This is a genomic window from Azospirillum sp. HJ39, from assembly GCF_041507355.1.
GTDB lineage: Bacteria > Pseudomonadota > Alphaproteobacteria > Azospirillales > Azospirillaceae > Azospirillum > Azospirillum thiophilum.
The window spans coordinates 62351-79466 of sequence record NZ_CP167905.1 but is presented as its reverse complement, the minus strand read 5'-3'; the positions used below and the strand labels follow the sequence as shown (position 1 = coordinate 79466).

At 69.2% G+C, this 17116-nt stretch carries 14 protein-coding genes; all 14 read left to right on the top strand.

Features of this window, described 5'->3' with window-relative positions:
- Positions 1–3 precede the first annotated feature (3 nt).
- The 14 genes from ABMY26_RS01245 (at position 4) to ABMY26_RS01180 (ending at position 17068) form a co-directional block, all read left to right on the top strand.
- A complete protein-coding gene (locus tag ABMY26_RS01245) occupies positions 4–3099 on the top strand; it encodes an ABC transporter substrate-binding protein (protein ID WP_372394660.1) in 3096 nt (1031 codons plus the stop codon).
- Between the two features lie 14 nt (positions 3100–3113).
- Entirely contained in the window at positions 3114–3521 is a 408-nt protein-coding gene (locus ABMY26_RS01240) for a hypothetical protein (protein ID WP_372394659.1), read from the top strand.
- 2 nt (positions 3522–3523) lie between these two features.
- The gene (locus ABMY26_RS01235; protein WP_372394658.1) at positions 3524–3991 is read left to right on the top strand and encodes a hypothetical protein; all 468 of its coding nucleotides are present in this window, start codon (positions 3524–3526) and stop codon (positions 3989–3991) included.
- Complete coding sequence (locus ABMY26_RS01230) at positions 3988–4740, top strand: DotU family type IV/VI secretion system protein (protein ID WP_372394657.1); 753 nt, start codon at positions 3988–3990, stop codon at positions 4738–4740. The genes ABMY26_RS01235 and ABMY26_RS01230 overlap by 4 nt, the downstream gene beginning before the upstream one ends.
- Positions 4728–8051, top strand: coding sequence for a type VI secretion protein IcmF/TssM N-terminal domain-containing protein (locus ABMY26_RS01225; protein WP_372394656.1), 3324 nt, complete (start codon positions 4728–4730; stop codon positions 8049–8051). Before ABMY26_RS01230 ends, ABMY26_RS01225 begins: the two co-directional genes overlap by 13 nt.
- A gap of 390 nt (positions 8052–8441) precedes the next feature.
- On the top strand, positions 8442–8945 hold the full coding sequence (locus ABMY26_RS01220) for a YcjF family protein (protein ID WP_372394655.1): 504 nt from the start codon (positions 8442–8444) through the stop codon (positions 8943–8945).
- Positions 8946–8987: 42 nt separating this feature from the next.
- Entirely contained in the window at positions 8988–9158 is a 171-nt protein-coding gene (locus ABMY26_RS01215) for a hypothetical protein (protein WP_372394654.1), read from the top strand.
- Complete coding sequence (locus ABMY26_RS01210; protein WP_372394653.1) at positions 9155–9931, top strand: substrate-binding periplasmic protein; 777 nt, start codon at positions 9155–9157, stop codon at positions 9929–9931. The genes ABMY26_RS01215 and ABMY26_RS01210 overlap by 4 nt, the downstream gene beginning before the upstream one ends.
- A 7-nt stretch (positions 9932–9938) precedes the next feature.
- Positions 9939–11684, top strand: coding sequence for an ATP-binding cassette domain-containing protein (locus ABMY26_RS01205; RefSeq protein WP_372394652.1), 1746 nt, complete (start codon positions 9939–9941; stop codon positions 11682–11684).
- Position 11685: 1 nt separating this feature from the next.
- Positions 11686–12993 (top strand): SPFH domain-containing protein, encoded by a 1308-nt coding sequence (locus ABMY26_RS01200; RefSeq protein ID WP_372394651.1) that lies wholly within the window; start codon positions 11686–11688, stop codon positions 12991–12993.
- Between the two features lie 7 nt (positions 12994–13000).
- Positions 13001–14674 (top strand): ATP-binding cassette domain-containing protein, encoded by a 1674-nt coding sequence (locus ABMY26_RS01195; RefSeq protein ID WP_372394650.1) that lies wholly within the window; start codon positions 13001–13003, stop codon positions 14672–14674.
- Positions 14675–14732: 58 nt separating this feature from the next.
- Positions 14733–15887, top strand: a complete 1155-nt coding sequence (locus ABMY26_RS01190) for an SDR family oxidoreductase (protein ID WP_372394649.1) — start codon at positions 14733–14735, stop codon at positions 15885–15887.
- Positions 15888–15911: 24 nt separating this feature from the next.
- On the top strand, positions 15912–16325 hold the full coding sequence (locus tag ABMY26_RS01185) for an SET domain-containing protein (RefSeq protein ID WP_372394648.1): 414 nt from the start codon (positions 15912–15914) through the stop codon (positions 16323–16325).
- Positions 16322–17068, top strand: a complete 747-nt coding sequence (locus ABMY26_RS01180) for a hypothetical protein (RefSeq protein ID WP_372394647.1) — start codon at positions 16322–16324, stop codon at positions 17066–17068. The genes ABMY26_RS01185 and ABMY26_RS01180 overlap by 4 nt, the downstream gene beginning before the upstream one ends.
- Positions 17069–17116 lie beyond the last annotated feature (48 nt).

Genomic DNA, 17116 nt, shown 5'->3' with positions numbered 1-17116 from the left:
CCGATGCTGAGTTCGCTCCAGCCCCGTTCCCGGCCGCCGCTGCGCTGGTCGCACATGACCAAGAAGGCGCGCTTCGCCCTGATCCTGGCGGCGGCGATGCTGGTCACCGTGCTGGTGTCCCTGTTGGTGCGCGCCGGCTTCCTCGGCGAGCGCGCCGGCGAGCCGCTGACGCTTGCCGTGGTGGGCCCGCTCAGCGGCCCGGACTCGGCGCTGGGACTGGCGCTGCGCAAGGGTGCCGCGCTCCGGGCCGACACCATCAACGCGGCCGGCGGCATCGGCGGACGGCCGGTGGAGGTCAAGCCGTTCGACGATGAGGGCGACAAGGGCAAGTCACTGGAGATCGCCCGGCGCGTCGCCAACGATCCCTCGGTCATCGCGGTGATCGGCCACACTCCGGATGCCACGGACAGCGCGGCAGCCATTTATGCCCAGAAGAAGATCCCGCTGGTCGCCCCGCGCCCGCTGGTCCGTGCGGCGGACGCCGCACCCAGCCCGTGGCTGTTCAGCATCACGCTCGACCGCACGCACGAGATCCGCTTCCTCGCCAACTATGTGCGAAACGTGGTGGGCGAGCCGACGGTCGCCGTCATCCGCGAGGACAGCGAGCAGGCAGCCTCCCTGGCCGGGCAGTTCGACGGCATCCTCCAGCGCTTCGGCACCAGGCTGGTCAGCCAATGGACCTACGCGCCCGGACGCGGCGGGGCCGGCGCATTGCCGGCGCTTGCCCAGGCGGTGAAGGAGAAGATGCCGACCGGCGCCATCGTCGTCATCGGATCGGCGGTGGACAGCGCGCGGGTGGTGGTGGCTTTGCGCGACGCCGGAGTGCGCAACCTGATCGCCGGCAGCTCGGAAATGGCGACCGCCGCCTTCCGCACCGAGATCGTCACCCAGACGCAGGCCAATCCCAAGGCCCTGACGCCCGAGGCCTACGGCCATGGCCTGCTGGTCTCCTCGCCCGTCCTGTTCGATACGGCGAACGAGCGGGCGCAGCGTTTCTACGGCCAATATGTCAAGCGCTTCAACGCCGTGCCCGACTGGGCGGCGGCGCTGGGCGCCGACGGCGTCGATCTGGTCGCCGACGCCATCGCCGGTGCCGCACCCGCCAGCGGCAAGCCGGACGGGGACGGGCTCCGCCTCGCCATCGCCGGGCATGACCGCGCGGAGACGGCGTTCCAGGGAACCGTCGGCACCTGGACCTTCGACGGCCGCGGACAGGCGACCCTGCCGGTGATGATGGCGACCTACAACGGCCTCAACCCGGTGGCGGCGCTGACCCAGCTGCAGCCGATCCGCGAGGCCGGCGTCTCCAATTTCCTGGAGGAGGTGCAGCGCGGCCGCGCGCTCTACGTCAACGACCGTTTCATGTACAAGACGGACGTCATCTACACCGGCGTCCAGCTGCACGAGATCCGCGACCTCAATCCGGATGCCAACGAGGCGACGCTGAACCTGACCATCTGGTTCCGCTACCGCGGCGCCTTCAACCCGGCCGACGTCGTCTTCACCAACGCGGTCAAGCCGGTGGAGCTCGGCAAGCCCTACCGCGAGGAGCGCGGCGAGGTCACCACCTATGTCGCCTACCGCATCGAAGGGCGCTTCTCGCTGAACTTCTCCGACCAGCGGCCGCCCTACGGCAGCCACAGCGTCGGGGTCAGCTTCCGCCACCGGACGCAGAACCGGAACACGGTGATGTTCGTCACCGACGTGCTGGGCATGTCGCTGGTGAACACCAACGACTTCGTGGAGAAGCTGAAGACGATGGCGGCGGCGGAGAGCGCGTCGGCCGCCGACCTCAGCCTCGCCGACCGCTTCCGCCAGGCGCTGGAGGGCGAAAGCGAAGGCTCCACCCTGCTCGACCAGTTGCGCGCCAGGCGGGTGCTGGCCCCGTCGCCCGGCTGGCGGCTGTCGCGCGCCTGGATTTCCCAGGACGTCGCCACGGTGAGCAGCGAGGGCGATCCCAATTACGTCGGCTTCGGCCGGCCGCAGCCGGACTTCTCCCGCGTCGATTTCGGCGTGGTGGCGACGCCCGACGCGCCTGCGGCGCGCGACTTCATCCATCGCGACTTCTTCGTCTACATCGCCATCTTCAGCGCCGTGCTGGCGGTCTTCGCCGCCGCCATGGATCGGCGCGACCGCGGACAGTTCTGGAAAATCCAGACCCTGTTCATGCGGATCCTGTCCTGGCCGCTTCTGCTGATGTCGGCCGGCAACATCGCGCTCGACCAGGCGGTGGCGACGCTGCCGCCCAGCGGCATCGCCATGATGGTGAACGGCATCGCCGTGCTGTGGTGGATCGTGCCGGCCATCCTGCTGGACCGCACGCTGGAACGGTTCGTCTGGACGCCGCTGGAGATCCGCACCCAGCGCCGGATCCCCGCCATCGTCCGCCGCTTCTCAACCCTGATCGTCTTCGGCTTCGCCGGCTGCGGCATCATCGCCTTCGTGCTGAAGCAGCCGATCACCAGCCTGCTGGCTGCGTCGGGCCTCGTCGGCATGGTCATAGGCCTCGCCATCCAGGCGAACATCGCCAACGTCTTCTCCGGCATCGTCCTCAACATCGAACGGCCGTTCCAGATCGGCGACACCATCCAGATCACCGACATCGTCCGCGGGGTCGTGGTCGACATGACATGGCGGACGGTGCGGGTGCGCAACGTCGCCGGCTTCATCGTCGCCATGCCCAATGCCAAGGTGTCGGAGGCCACCGTGGTCAATTTCAGCGCGGTCGAGCGCGTGTCGATGAAGCTGGAGTATTTCGCCGACGCCAGCCACGACCCCGGCCGGATGGGCGGGCTGCTGACCACGGCCTTGCGCACCGCCGACAAGGTGATGCCGAGCGCCACCGGCGGGCTGCCCTTCGTCCGCTACGACGGCTTCCGCGCCGTCAACGGCCAGTGGCTGTGCAAGTACAACCTGTTCTTCTGGGTCAAGGACCACGACGCCACCTTCGCCGTGCCGGAACTGGTCTGGCGGTCCGTCTATCGGACGCTGGCGGACGCCGGCATCGACCCGACACCGCCCGACCTGATGGAGGCGGGTGCCGCCGTGACAGCCGTGACCGCCACCGTCTCCGGCCCGCAAGCGGCCATCCCGGCATGAGCAGGAGCAATCCAATGACACGCCCCTTCCGTCCCTGCCTTGTCGCGACGGTGCTGCTGCCGGCCCTGCTGGCCGGATCGGGCTGCGCACCCTTCGGGTCCGAGAAGCCCGCCGCGATCCTGGAACGGGTGGCCGACGGCGAGTACGACGTCGGCATCCGCTATCCGTCCAAGCGCACCCGCTACGTGATGATCGTGGAGGATGACGAGGAGTCCTTCGCCCTCACCAACCGGCCGGCATCCGCCGGGGAAGCGGACGGTGCAGCGCCAGCCGCTGTACCGGCCGCAATGCCAGCAACGGAGGCGGAGCCGGCCGTGCCGCAACGGAACGAGCGTGTCCTGGCGCCCTGTGTCGAAGCGGCGGGCAAATGGTACCGTCACACGCCGGCTGGATATGTCTGCTCCGGTGGGACGGGCGGCTGACCATGAAGCATCTGGTTCCAGCGATTGCCCTGCTGCTTGCCGGCTGTGCCGCGGGCGGACCCGACCGGCCAACGGTCGATGCCTCCATCCCCATGCTTCGCATCGTGGCCGATGCCGATGCCAACCGCCGCCGCCCGGTCGCCGTCGACGTGGTCCGGGTGGCCGACGCGGCGACGGCGCGCCGGATCGGCATGCTGGACGCCGCGACATGGTTCCGCGAGCGGGCGGCCCTGCATGGCGAAGCCGCCGGACGGATCGCCATCGCGTCATGGGAGATCGTGGCCGGCCAGAGCGTGGCCGTGCGCAGCCTTCCCCCCGTCGACGCCCCCCCGTCCGCGACCGTCATCTTCGCACGCTACGGCACGCCGGGCGCCCACCGGCACCTGCTGGACGGCACCGCCGCCCTGGACGTACGGCTGGAACGCGACGGCTTCACCGTAACGCCACTGCCGAAGGAGATCGCGCCGTGACCGTCCGGCCCGCCCCTTCGCCCGGTCCGGCTCCCGCCGCTCCCATCCTTTCCTCCGTGACGCACAGCGCCGCTCCCGGTGCGCTGGCCCTGTTCCGCGCCTTCCATGCCGATCTGCTGGCCGGCTGCGCGCAGGAGCAGGCGCCCGCCGGGTCGGTGGCCGAGCGGCTGGTCTCCACGCTCCATGGCATGAGCGCCGCCGCATCGGCCCGAGGACCCGCGGCGCATGGCACGGTGGTGAAGGCGGTCTTCGCGATGGCGATGCTGGCCGACCGGGCGCTGGCCCAGACGAAGCCCGCGGATGCAGTCGTCGCCGGCCGGCTGTTCGGTGCGAACGCCACGCTGCAGACTCTTTTCGTCCAGGCCGACGACCTGATCCGCCAGGGTGCCAAGGCCGACCGCGAGCTTGCCGCCGTCTATCTCTCCGCACTGGCGCTGGGCTTCCCCGACGACTCGCAGGCGGCGGCCAGACGGCCGCAGCTTCATCGGATCGTTGCCGGCAGGGATGGCGGAACCGAACGTCCGCAAGCCGGCCTCGCCAGCCCCCGCGCCTATGATCCGCCCGCGGGTGCCATAGCCGGCAGCTTCCGTCCGTCCAGCCGGCGCTGGTGGTGGGCGGTCGGCGGCACGGCCGCCCTGTTCCTGCTGGTCTCCCATCTGCTGTGGTCCGCCGCGGTGAACGATCTCCAACGCGATCTGCGCGGCGCCCGTGCCGCGGTCGAGGATATGGGGCTGTCATGGTCCTACTGATCCTCGCGCTGGAATTCCTGCTCTCGACCATCGGCTCGGCCATCGGCTGGATCCTGTCCTTCGTCTTCGCCTTCCTGCCCTACGCGCTGGCGGCTCTGCCGCTCTACATCCTCTACCGCGCGGCACGGGCGGTCTGGCCAAAGCTGCGCGCCCGGCTGCGCCGTCGACGCAAACCCGTCCCCAAGGCCGCGGTCCGCGCCAAGGCAACGGCGCGACGGGCCATGCCGTCCTCGCCCCTGCATGTGAGGGCGGAGGCTCCGCCGCCGTCAAATGCCGACGCCGGCAAGCCGCCGCTGGCGCGCACCTACGGCGAAGGAATGGACATCCTCGCCCGGCAGATGCGCGGCCCCCTGCGGCGCGGCGACATTCCCTGGTTCCTCGCCTTCGGTGTCGGCGCCCCGGCGCTGCTCGCCACCGACCCGACCCATGTCAGCTGGCCCGAGGACGGCAGCACCGAGAACGGCTGCTGGTGGTTCTGCGAAGGGGCGGCGATCCTGCATGCCGGCGCCGATTCCGCCGACGGTTCCAAGCTCGACGGCTCCTGGCCGTCCCTGGTGGCGGCCATCCGCAAACGGCCGATGCGCCGACCGCTGGACGGCATCCTCCTGATGGTCGGCGCCGACGAGCTGCGTGCCGCGGCAGAGCGTGAGGCTCCACGCAAGGCGCTGGCAAAGCGGGCGGAGTCCCTGCGCGCGCGGCTGCGGACGATCCGCGACGATCTCGGCATGGTCTGCCCCGTGCACGTCGTCGTGGTGCGGGCGGAGTCCCTGGAGGGCTTCGGCGACCTCTGCGCCGCGGTTCCCGCGACCATGCTGGACAGCGTGCTGGGATGGACCAGCCCGCATGACTGGCTGCTGCCCTTCGAACCCGGCCGGGTGGACGAAGCGTTCGACGCCATCCAATCGGACCTGGCATCGCTGGAAACCGACGCCCTCGCCGCCGGAACCGCAGGCGTGCGGCTGCCGCTGCTTGCCCCGTCGCTGGAAACGCTGCGGCACCCGCTTGCGCTCTTCCTCAACGGCGCGCTGGGCGGGACCGGGTCGGCAGACCCCTTCCCGCTGCGCGGCATCGCCCTGACCGGGGCCTGCGCGACAACCACCGGCGGGCGCCGCCCGGCCTTCGCCCGCGACCTGCTTCCCGGCCGCATTTTCTCCGAGCCGGGCTATGGCCGCCCGTCCGAAACCGCGTTCCTGCAGGGCCGCCGCCGCCTCCGGATGGCGCAGGCCACGCTGGCGGCGTCCGCGACTGCCCTGTCGGTCGCGGCGTGGCAGGGCTTCGCCACCGTATCGGCCGGCACCCCCGCGGTGGCGGCCTCGGTCGCCGACCTGCGGCGGGCGCTGCTATCGCGCGACGCCGTCGCCGACGGACCCATGGCAGGCCGTGTGATCGCCGCGACGGCCGCCATGGAGCACGACCGGCTGGCCACTCCGCTGCTGCCGACCTCGCTCTTCAGCGGGCTCGACGAGGACAAGCGGCGTCTCGCCTCGGTCACCCTGCGCCGGGCGGTGCTGCGGCCGATCCGTGACGCTCTGCTGCCCAGCGCCGCCCTGACCGACCTGCCGCCGGTCACCAATCCCCGGCGCGTCGAGGACCTGCCGGCCTTCCGCCGGCTGGCCGCACAGCTGGACCGCATCGGCGGCCGGCGCGGCGCGCTGGAGCGCTACGACCGCTTCCGCCACAACAGCGGGTTCGACGAGCTGCTGGCGCTGGCGGAGAGCGTCCATGGCGCCGTTCCCCGTCCGCCGGCGACGGCGACGGACGGCTTCATCACCCGCATCGCCGCCGGTGCCGACCTTCCCAACCTGGATGCCAGGACGATCGCCGCGGCGGTGCGGGCGGAGTCCGTGCAGCTCGCCGCCCCGCTGGCCGAGGAGCTCTACGTCCGCAATCCCCTGCGCCTGCGGGCGCAGGCCTTGACCGACAGGTTGCGTGAGCTGCCGCAATCTCCGACCGGGGACGATGTCGCGGATATCCGCCGGCTCGTCGACGCGGTCACCGAGGCCGCTGGCTGGCCGATCGCCGCCGCACTGCAGGATCCGTCGCGCGGGCTGCCGGATGCCGTCAAGCTGGCACTCCAGAAGGCGGCAATCGCCGACCTGCCCGGACGCGACACCACCGACCGCATCGCCGAGGCGCTGTCGGCCGCCGCCACCTCGGCCCGTGCCGCCGTCCTGGCGCTCGAGGCGCCGCAGGTGGGACGCCTGCTCGCAAGCGGCGACGGAGGAGCGCCGACCTTGAACCCGACGGTGGCCGCACTCCCGGGGAAGATGGCCGATGCTCTCCCCGCTCCGGCCCCAGAGGGCCTACCCCCGGCCGCCGTGGCAAAACCCGGCAACGACACGGCGAAGGCGCCGCCACCCCCGATTCAGGCGGCAACGGCCAAACCCGCTGCTCCCGAAGCGAAGCCGGTGGAGGGCAGCGGGACAGCGCCGGTTGCCGAACCGCGTCCCGCCCCGCCTCCCGAACCTGCGGCCGTCGCCGCGCCCAGGCGGATGGCCGCGGCCGGCCCGGCGCCGGTGCCGGATGAACCTCTTCCGCCGGTCCGGCTTTCGGCGGCGCCGGTGCCGGCCGCCGTGCCGTCGATGGGGGAAACGGAACCGGCGGTGACGAAGCTGGCCGCGATCTTTTCGCAGTCGCTGGCCGGCCGCTTTCCCTTCGTCCGCCCCAATCTTGCGCGCGGTGCGCCCGATGCCGACCCGCAGGACGTCCGCCGCTTCTTCGCACAGCTGGACGAGAACCGGGCCGCGGTCACGAAGACGGCAACGCCCGAACTCGCCGCCTTCCTGGAAAGGATGGAAGCCGCAAGGCCGTTGCTGGACGCCGTCGTCCGCTCGACGCCGGTAAGCGTCCGCTTCACCTACGGCACCAACCGCGCACAGGAGCAGGGAGCGGAACACATCATCGACTGGTCGATCCGCTCCGGCACCGGTGCGGTCGGCGCCTCCTCCAACCCGGCAGCGCTGGTCTGGAAGACGGGCCAGCCCCTGCTGCTCAGCTTCCGCTGGGCCGCCGGCTCGCCCTATCGCCCGAAAAACGCCGCGGCAAGCGAGGCCGAAGCCGCCGCCGGCGATACGTTGACCCTGGTGGAACGCGGCCCCTGGGCCCTGCTGCGCCTGATGAGTAGCCGGTCGGCGCCGGCCGCTTCCGCCGGGGGCGGCACGCTCTTGCGCATCGCGCTGCCCACGCAGACCATCGGCGGCGAGCCGGTGCGCGATACGGTCCTGTTCATGACGGCATCGGTGGGCGCCGGCTCACGGCCCTTCTTTCCGGCACAGGCGTTCGATCTGCCTTTTCGTTTCCCTCAAAACTAGAGAAAGCATCGCGCAGGGAGAAATGCAGATGACGAAATTCGTCACACATCGCAACAAAACAATCCAACTACCTACAAAAATCATGATTACCCTGATAGGCGCTTAATTCGTTTTTAATCAAAAATGCCGTAACTAAGGATTATTGCACGTGTGTAGGCAGGTGGTTATTCCTTACTCGGCATCTGGTTAAATCAAAAATCTCTGATCCAAACAGCTGCGGCTGGCAGCAATCGCCATTCGTTTGTCAATCGCTGAAATGCAATTGACAATCAACCTTCGCTTTCCTCCAGAAAGCTTGGTCTGACACTGCGGGACACACGGGAACGTGTGCTCAACACCAAAACTTCCATCACCACACAACTCTTCCCGACCCGAGAAAGGCTTCGGATCATGGTAGACCGTAAGAAGCGCGCCCACGACCTGATCAAGTACCACAGCTACGCCTCGGGCGCCTTCGGGCTGATTCCCGTTCCGGGTGTCGACGTCGCCGCGGTCAGCGCGGCGCAGCTCAATCTGGTCCACAAGCTCGCCAAGCTGTACGAGGTCGAGTTCGCACAGGAGCGGACCCGCGCCATCGTCGGCGCCCTGTTGGGCGGCGTCATGCCGGGGGCTCTCAGCTCCAGCGTGCTGGGCTCCGCCGTCAAGGCCGTTCCCTTCATCGGCACCGCCCTCGGCGTGGCGGTGATGCCGGCGCTGTCGCTGGCCGCCACCCGGGCGCTCGGCCGCGTGTTCGCCCAGCATTTCGAGACCGGCGGCACGCTGCTGGACTTCGACGTCGAGGCGATGCGCGAATATTTCCGCAAGGAGTTCGAGACAGCCAAGAACGAGGCCGCTGCCGATGCTCCCGCCGCGGCACCGCAGATGGACGAGCAGCCGGTCCAGAAGGCCGGCTGACGCCTGATTGACGGGACGCCGGGCAAAGAAGGAAGCTTCGCCGTGTTCGAGCTGATCTATATCGGTCTCTGCCTGCTGGTCGGGTTTCTGGGGATCGGCCGCCGCGGCGGATTCCTGCTTTACGCCTTCCTGGCGGTGGTCCTGACACCGCCCGGCGCCCTTCTCGTCATGATCCTGCTGACCACCCGCAGCAAGAAGACCGCCAAGGCGTGACCGCAGTCATGACCATGACCTTTCCCTCCGCGACCGTCCGCCGGTTCGCGTGGCCGTTGCTGCTGGCCGTGTCGGCGCTGCTGGCCGTCTCCCTTCCGGCGCGAGCCGAATATTGGACCATCGCTTCGGAAGACCATTTCCCGCCCTACAACTACTCCTTCAACGGCAACCGCACCGGCATCGATACCGAAATCGTCAACGCGCTGCTGAAGGAACTGAACGTCACCCCGGTCCATCGGCCGCTCTCCTGGTCGGAGGTGGTCCAGTCGATGGACGAGAACACGGTCGATGTCGGATTCCAGTTCATCGCCTCGCCGACGCGCTTCGCGCAGTACAACATGATTGGGCCGTTCCGCACCGGCACGACGGTGTTCATGGTGCGCAAGGACTCCTCCATCGCCTTCGACCGGCTGGAGGATCTGACCTCCTACCGCATCGGTGTGGTCGACGGCTTCTCCTACGCGCCCGATTTCGATGCCGCCACCTATCTGGAGAAGGTCTCCTCCAGCAGCAACGTCGTCAATTTCCGCCGCCTGATCCTGGGCCGGGTCGATGTGATCATCGGCGACCTGCATGTGCTGAACTACATGGCCAAGCAGGACGGCCGGCTGAAGGACGTGCGCGTATTGCCCAAGCCGGTCGGCCTCATCCCCCGCTACGTCGCCCTGCCCAAGGCACGCAAGGAGAAGGCCGAGCGCCTGCAGGCCGCCTTCGCCAGGCTGCGCGACGACGGGACCATCACCCGCATCCTCGACGGCTGGCTGGCGGAGTGAGCGGACGATGAGCAAGCGCATTCCCCCCAGCCAGCCGCCGTCTTCGCTGCTGCCGCTGATCGGCCTCGCCGACCGCAGCATCCTGACGCGGCTGGTCGTCACCGGCTGCGTCGCCGCCACCGCCAACCTGATCAGCCTGATGAGCCTCAGCGCGGAGCTGAGCGGCTGGATGCGCGGCGAGGTGCTGGACACCCCCTTCCTGGTCTTCTGCCTGTCGCTGCTGGTCGCCTATGCCTTCAGCAAGCGCTTCGTTTCCCTGGCCCTGACCACCGCCTTCAGCGCGCTGGCGGAGGTGCGGCGGCGCTTCCTGCGCCACGTGACGCTGGGCAGCCACGCCGACATCCTGGATATGCAGGCCAAGCGGTCCTTCGATCTCGGCAACTACCATCTGGAGCGCATCGCCGCACTTCTGCCCAACCTGTCCATCGCCGCCAACATGATGCTGGTGGCCGCGGTCGCCTATCTCTACCTGTGGACGCTGTCGACGGTGGGCGCCACGCTGCTGCTGGTCGCCGCACTGCTGGTCGGCGGCTGGTACGTGCGCGAGGCGCAGCGGACCCGCGCCCTGCTGGGCGAGGCCAAGGAGTCCGAAGTCCGGATGCTCCAGGGCTTCTCCGAGATGGTCGGCGGCAATGCCGAGGTCAAGCTGGGCAAGGCGCGGCGCGACGAGCTGACCCAGGCGGTGGAAGCCGACATCGCCCGCTGGGAGGAGCTGAAGCGCCGCCACGGCCGCAATCTGGGAGAGCTGTTCTCCTGGATCGCGACGATCGTCATCGGCTTCTCGGCGGTCTTCGTCTTCATCTTCCCCCGCATGGGCGCGATGTCGGTGTCCGAGCTGCCGCTGGTCACGTCGGTCATCCTGTTCCTGGCCCGTCCGCTGTCGAAGTTCCTCAACGCCGTGCCCGACTATGTGGCGGCGGAGGATGCGGCGGCACAGCTGTCCACGCTGCTCCGCAGCATGCCGGCGATGGAATACGAGCCGTCGCGGCTGGCCCGCGCCCCGCGCCGCTTCTCCACCATCGAGCTGCGCGGCGTCAGCTTCGCCTACCGCGCCGGGCTGCGTCCGGAGCCTTTCGTGATCGGCCCGATCGACATGACCGTCCCGGCCGGCAGCGTCGTCGGGATCGTCGGTTCCAACGGATCCGGCAAATCCACCCTGCTGCGCGTCATCCCCCTGCTGTTCCGGCCCGACGAGGGGCAGGTGCTGTTGGATGGGCAGCCGGTGGAGACCGACCGGCTGGAGTCCTACCGCGACCTGTTCTGCGCCGTGTTCCAGGACCACCACCTGTTCACCCGCCTGCCGCAGGGTCCCGGCTTCGACGCCGAACTGTTCCGCGAGATGCTGGCCTACCTGAAGATCGACCATCTGGTTCCGGACACCGGCGACGGCCTGGTGAACCGCGACCTGTCCAAGGGGCAGCGCCGGCGCGTCGCACTGGCGGTCGCGGTGGCCGAGGGCCGGCCGGTCGTCATCCTCGACGAATGGACCTCCGACCAGGACGCCGAATTCCGCACCCGCTTCACCAACGAGATCATCGGCAAGCTGCGCTCGCTCGGCCGCACCGTGATCTTCGTGTCGCACGATGGCGACGTGTCGTCGGTCTGCGACATCACCATTCGAATGACCAACGGGCGAATGGACATGTCGGCCGCGACGGCCGCGCCCCGCCCCGCCATGCACCCCGAGGCCATGGCCCCCGAGATGGACTCCGCCACGGAACCCGCCATGGCTTGCTTGCAGGAGACCGCGTGACATGGCTGAGCAGGCCTTCACCATCGACGACGCCGATGCGCTGCCGAAGCCGAAGTCGCGCCTGCGCGCGCTGCTGGCCCACTGGTACGACGAACACCGCCGGAGCCTGCTGTGCACGCTGCTGGTCGGGATCCTGATCTTCCTCTATTTCGCCCCGTCCATCGTCGTCTTCATCCCCGCCGGCCACGGCGGCGTGCTGTGGAAGCGCTTCCACCAAGGCACCCAGATGGCGCCGGCCCTGCCGGAAGGCGTGCATGTCATCTTCCCCTGGGACAAGATCGAGGTCTACGACCTGCGCCTGCAGGAGGACACCCGCTCCTATTCGGCCATCGCCAACGACGGCCTGAACGTCAGCATCGAGATCACGGTGCGCTACCGCCCCTATGCGGAGATGCTGGCCGCCCTGCACAAGAATGTCGGTCCGCGCTATCTGGAGGTGCTGCTGGTACCGGAGGTCGGCTCCGTCTCGCGCGAGATCGTATCGCGCTTCAAGGCCGACGAACTCTATGCCCATCGCCGCCTGCGGGTGCAGACCGAAACCTACGAACAGGTCGCCGACCGCGTGATGTACGCCCAGCTGATCGGCGCCGAGAACGTGCCGAAGCCGGATGGGCGGACCAAGACCGGCTACGTGCTGATCCAGGACATCCTGATCCGCAACGTCTCCCTGCCCGAAGCGATCATGGCGTCGATCGAACGCAAGATCCAGCAGGACCAGGCGGCACAGGAATACCAGTTCCGCCTGCAGCGCGAGCTGTTCGAAAGCCAGCGCAAGCAGCTGGAAGGCCAGGGCATCCGCGCCTTCCAGGAAACCGTGCAGGCCAACCTGACCGAGAATTACCTGCGCTGGCGCGGCATCGAGGCGACGCTGGAACTGGCCCATTCGCCCAATGCCAAGATCGTCGTGATCGGCAACGCCGCCAGCGGCGGGCTTCCGCTGATCCTCGACGCCGCCTCCGGCCAGAACGCCCTGCCGGCACCGGGCGCCACCGCCGCCACGCCGGGCGCGCTGCCCGCATCGCCGAACGCCAAGCTGACTTCGGTGCCCACCAGCGCGGCGGTACCGCCCGCTGCCCAGTTGCCGTCCCTCAGCGGCGAAGGAACACCTGGACAGACGCCCATCGGCCAAATGCCGAGCCTGAACACCGGCGGCACCGAACCGGCTTCCGCCGCCGCGCCGCACCCGACGGCCCCCGGCCCCGGCGCCAAGCCCGATCTGGCGAAGGACGGCTCCAGGACCGCGGCCTCGGCACCCATCCTGTCGAAGGTGTCGCCGTCCCGGCTGCTCGACATGATCCAGTCGAAGTGAGGCGGCGATGGATCTCTGGCGTATCCTGAGACGTGAGGCGCTGCGCAACATCCAGCCGCTGATGCTGCTGGCGGTGCTGGCGGCCGCGCTCAACCTCGCCCTGCTGACCTCGCTGAACGACGCGCTGCTGGCGCTCGACGATCCCGAGGGACTGCAGCGGCTGCTGATCGTCTTCCTGCTGTCGGCCTTCCTGTGGCGGATCGCCCAGGGCTGGATGATGAACGCGGCGTCCAAGCGCATGCAGGCTGCCCTTGCCGTCCTGCGCGTCGACCTGCTGCGCCGGGCGGTGGCCGCCGATCTGCCGGACGCGATGGCGGTCGGCTCCACCCGGCTCGCCCAGGTGGCGGGGCCGGAACTGCAGCTGCTGGCCCAGGCGGTGCCGACCCTGGTCATCAGCTTCCAGTCGGTCGCGGCGATCGTGCTGTGCCTGCTGTACCTCGCCACCCTGTCGGGCGCGGCGGTCCTGATCGTGCTCTGCTTCCTGGTGGTCGGCGGCGTCCTGATCGGCCGGTCCGTCATCCGGCTGGAATCGATGTCCGAGACGATCCACGAGGCCGAAGGCGCCCTGTCGGAACGATCGGACCACATCCTGCAGACGCTGCGCGAATGCAAGCTGAACCGCCGCCGCGCCGCCAACGCGCTGGCCGACGCGACGGCCTGCGCCGAAGCCCTGCGCAAGGAACGCCACCGCTTCGGGGCGGAATACAGCCATTACTTCACCGTCAGCGAGCTGACCTATTATGCGGCACTCGCCGGGATCATCTTCCTGCTGCCGGCGGTCACCGACACCGACATCGCGACGGTCATCCTCGCCGGCCATGCAGCGGCCTTCATCGCCTATCCGGTCATCACCATCGTCGCCTCCTACCCGTCCTACATCAGCGCCGAGACCGCCGCCCGCTCCTACCTCGCGGTGGAGGCCGAGCTGAAGGCGGCGCCGCAGGCGGTGACTCCGGGCCGCAGCGCCGGCATGGACGATTCCTTCGCCACCATCGCGCTGGACGGCGCCACCTTCCGGCATGCCGGCCGCGACGGTTCGGGATCCTTCACCGTCGGGCCCATCGACCTGACGGTCGAGCGCGGCAGCGTCGTCTTCATCACCGGCCACAACGGCGCCGGCAAGAGCACGCTGATCCACATGCTGCTTGGCCTCTACCCGATCCAGCGCGGCAGCCTGTCGGTCGATGGCGTGACGGTCGGGCCGGACGGCCTTGCCGCCCACCGCGACCGCTTCGCGGTGGTCTTCTCCGACAACCACGTGACCCGCCAGCTCTACGGTGCGGCGACGCTCGACGACGGCTTTGCCGAGGAGCTTCTCGACCTGCTGGAGATGTCCGACAAGGTCGCGGTCGATGGCCGCGCCTTCACCACGGTGGATCTGTCGCAGGGCCAGAAGAAGCGGCTCGCCCTGATCGCCGCGCTGCTGGAGCGCAAGCCGGTGCTGGTGCTGGACGAATGGGCGGCCGACCAGTCCCCCTATTTCCGGCGCAAGTTCTACCGCGAGATCATCCCCTGGCTGAAGGCGCGCGGCATCACGGTGATCGCGGTGACCCACGACGACGCCTATTTCGACGCGGCCGATGTCCAGCTTCAGGTCGACCGCGGCGGCATCCGCCGGCTGTCCACCACCGTTCCCCCGGGCGGCATCCCTGCCCCCGATCTCCTCCCCGCCTCTCCCTGAGGCCGGTCCACTCTCTTCCCCTGCCCCCCATCATCCAGACGCGAGACAGAGGCACACCATGATCCTTCTCACCGGCGGCACAGGCTTCCTCGGCGGCTCCTTCTACCTCGACGCCGTCAGGAACGGGACCGCGGCCGATTGCCTGCTGCTGATCCGCGGCGCCGACGAGGCAGCCTGCCGTGCCCGCCTCTCCACCAACCTCGCCCGTTGCGTCGACCGCGCCACCGCCGAGGCCTATGCCGGCCTGTGCCAGATCCTGCCGGGCGATCTGCAATCGCTGGCGACCAGCACCGACCCGCGGCTGGACGCGGTGACCCACATCGTCCATGTCGCCGCCGACACCTCCTTCGACAGCCGCCATTCGGTCTGGCAGATCAATGTCGACGGCACGCTGGCGCTGGCCGCCCGCGCCCGTCGGATGAAGCATCTCCAGCGCTTCCTGCACATCGGCACCGCCTTCTGCTGCGGCGAGACGCCGTGGCTGGAGATGGTGCACGAGGCACCGGCCCCCGGCCACGACACCCCGCACATCGTCGAATACACCCGCAGCAAGGCGGCGGCCGAGCGCGCTCTCGCCGCCGGTTTCCCCGACCTGCCCATCGTCGTCTGCCGCCCGTCGATCGTCGTCGGCCACACCCAGCTGGGCGTGCGTCCCAGTGCCAGCATCTTCTGGTTCTTCCGCCTGGTCGACCGCACCGGCATCCTGCCCTGCTCGCCCGACGGCTTCATCGACATCGTGCCGGTGGACTGGGCGTCGGCCCGTCTCCACGACCTGCTGCGCAAGCCGGACCTCAAGCACAACCTCTACCACATCTCCGCCGGCCTCGGCAGCCGGACCACCTGGGTCGATTTCGAGGAAGCCTTCGCAAGCCACGGACATGAGGGCACCCGCCCCTACAGCTTCTTCGATCCGAAGGGTCCGGAGGGGTGGAAGCCGTTCGACCGTGCCTATCGCCTCGCCTTCCCTCAGCGCGACATCCTGCACCGGACGATGGCCGCCGGCGGGCGCAAGTATCATCGCTTCACCGCCCAGGACATCGCCTTCGACAACAGCCGCCTGCTGTCGGAAGGCTTCGCGCCGCCGCCGCGCTTTGCCGACTACATCGGCGTCTGCCTGCAGCAGCCGCGCACGACCGTCGAGGAGCAGTTCGTCGACGACGCCGCCAGCTTCGAGTTCGACGAGTCGCTGGCTCCCGCCAACGCCGCCGCCTGACGCACCGACGGGTCCGCGAACGCCATGCCGCTCCTCATCCCCACCCGCCTCGCATCCAGCCCGATCCACGGGCTGGGCCTCTTCGCCGAGATGCCGGTCGCGGCCGGCACGCCTGTGTGGCGGTTCGACCCCCGCGTCGACCGCCTCTTCGCGCCCGGCGACGCGCTGCTGGACGAGTTCCCCCAGCTTTCCCGGCTGGTGGATTTCCACGGCTGCGTGATCGATGGGATCGGCATCCTTCTGCCGGGGGACGACGCCCGTTTCCTCAACCATGCGGACGAACCGGCGATCGGGCGGGCCGACGCCGGCGACTGGCGCGTGTTCGCCGCCCGCCGCGCCATCGCCGCCGGTGAGGAGATCACCTGCAACTACGAGGACATTTGCGCCGATGTCCGCGATGCGGGCGCGGCGCTCTACCTGTCCGGAGGGATGGCATGACGCCGCGCGCGTCCCATCGTCCCCTGCGGACCAGCATCGTCGAACCCGCCGCCCTGACACCCGAACGGCGGGCGGCGATGTTCGCCCTGCTCAGCGTCTGGTTCGAGGGCTACGGCGAGGAGTACTTCAACGGGGAACTGGGCGGCCTCGACCATTGCGTCCTGCAGGAGGATCCCGATACCGGCGAACTGGTTGGCTTCGCCACCGTCTACCGCCAGGAGACGGACATCGGCGGCACACCGGTCGGGGCCTTCCACACCGCCCATTGCATCCTCGAACGCCGCTTCTGGGGATCCAACGGGCTGGTGCGCGCGATGCTCGCCGAAATGATCGCGCGCGCCCGCGCCGAACGGTCGGGACGGCTCTGGTACTGGAGCTACAGCGCGGTCGGATACCGGTCCTACCGCTACATGCCGATGCTGTTCATCCGCCACACGCCCAATGCGGATTTCGCACCCGACGAGATGGAGCGGGCGTTGCGCGACCATATCGGGCGTGAATGCTTCGCCCAGTATTACGACGCCTCGACCGGCACCGTGGACTGGAAGTGGCAGGGCTACGGCCTGACGGATGAGGCCCGCGCCATCAGCGACGCCAAGCTCGACAGCCCCGCCGTGGCCCAGTTCCGGCGACTGAACCCGCGCTGGGCCGACAGCGTGGAGATCCTCTGCCTCGCCCGCCTCACCGACGAAAACCTCACCGCCTTCGGCCGGCGCTGGTTCCCGGCCACGCAAGCCGCCTGACACCGTTGCCCGACCGTTCCCACGCCCCGCCGCACACCGCTCTCCCGC

Excerpts from the sequence above, each read along its gene's own strand:
- ABMY26_RS01245 (WP_372394660.1), top strand. The coding sequence starts at position 4 with ATGCTGAGTTCGCTCCAGCCCCGTTCCCGGCCGCCGCTGCGCTGGTCG.
- ABMY26_RS01240 (WP_372394659.1), top strand. The coding sequence starts at position 3,114 with ATGACACGCCCCTTCCGTCCCTGCCTTGTCGCGACGGTGCTGCTGCCG.
- ABMY26_RS01235 (WP_372394658.1), top strand. The coding sequence starts at position 3,524 with ATGAAGCATCTGGTTCCAGCGATTGCCCTGCTGCTTGCCGGCTGTGCC.
- ABMY26_RS01225 (WP_372394656.1), top strand. The coding sequence starts at position 4,728 with ATGGTCCTACTGATCCTCGCGCTGGAATTCCTGCTCTCGACCATCGGC.
- ABMY26_RS01220 (WP_372394655.1), top strand. The coding sequence starts at position 8,442 with ATGGTAGACCGTAAGAAGCGCGCCCACGACCTGATCAAGTACCACAGC.
- ABMY26_RS01205 (WP_372394652.1), top strand. The coding sequence starts at position 9,939 with ATGAGCAAGCGCATTCCCCCCAGCCAGCCGCCGTCTTCGCTGCTGCCG.
- ABMY26_RS01200 (WP_372394651.1), top strand. The coding sequence starts at position 11,686 with ATGGCTGAGCAGGCCTTCACCATCGACGACGCCGATGCGCTGCCGAAG.
- ABMY26_RS01195 (WP_372394650.1), top strand. The coding sequence starts at position 13,001 with ATGGATCTCTGGCGTATCCTGAGACGTGAGGCGCTGCGCAACATCCAG.
- ABMY26_RS01190 (WP_372394649.1), top strand. The coding sequence starts at position 14,733 with ATGATCCTTCTCACCGGCGGCACAGGCTTCCTCGGCGGCTCCTTCTAC.
- ABMY26_RS01185 (WP_372394648.1), top strand. The coding sequence starts at position 15,912 with ATGCCGCTCCTCATCCCCACCCGCCTCGCATCCAGCCCGATCCACGGG.
- ABMY26_RS01180 (WP_372394647.1), top strand. The coding sequence starts at position 16,322 with ATGACGCCGCGCGCGTCCCATCGTCCCCTGCGGACCAGCATCGTCGAA.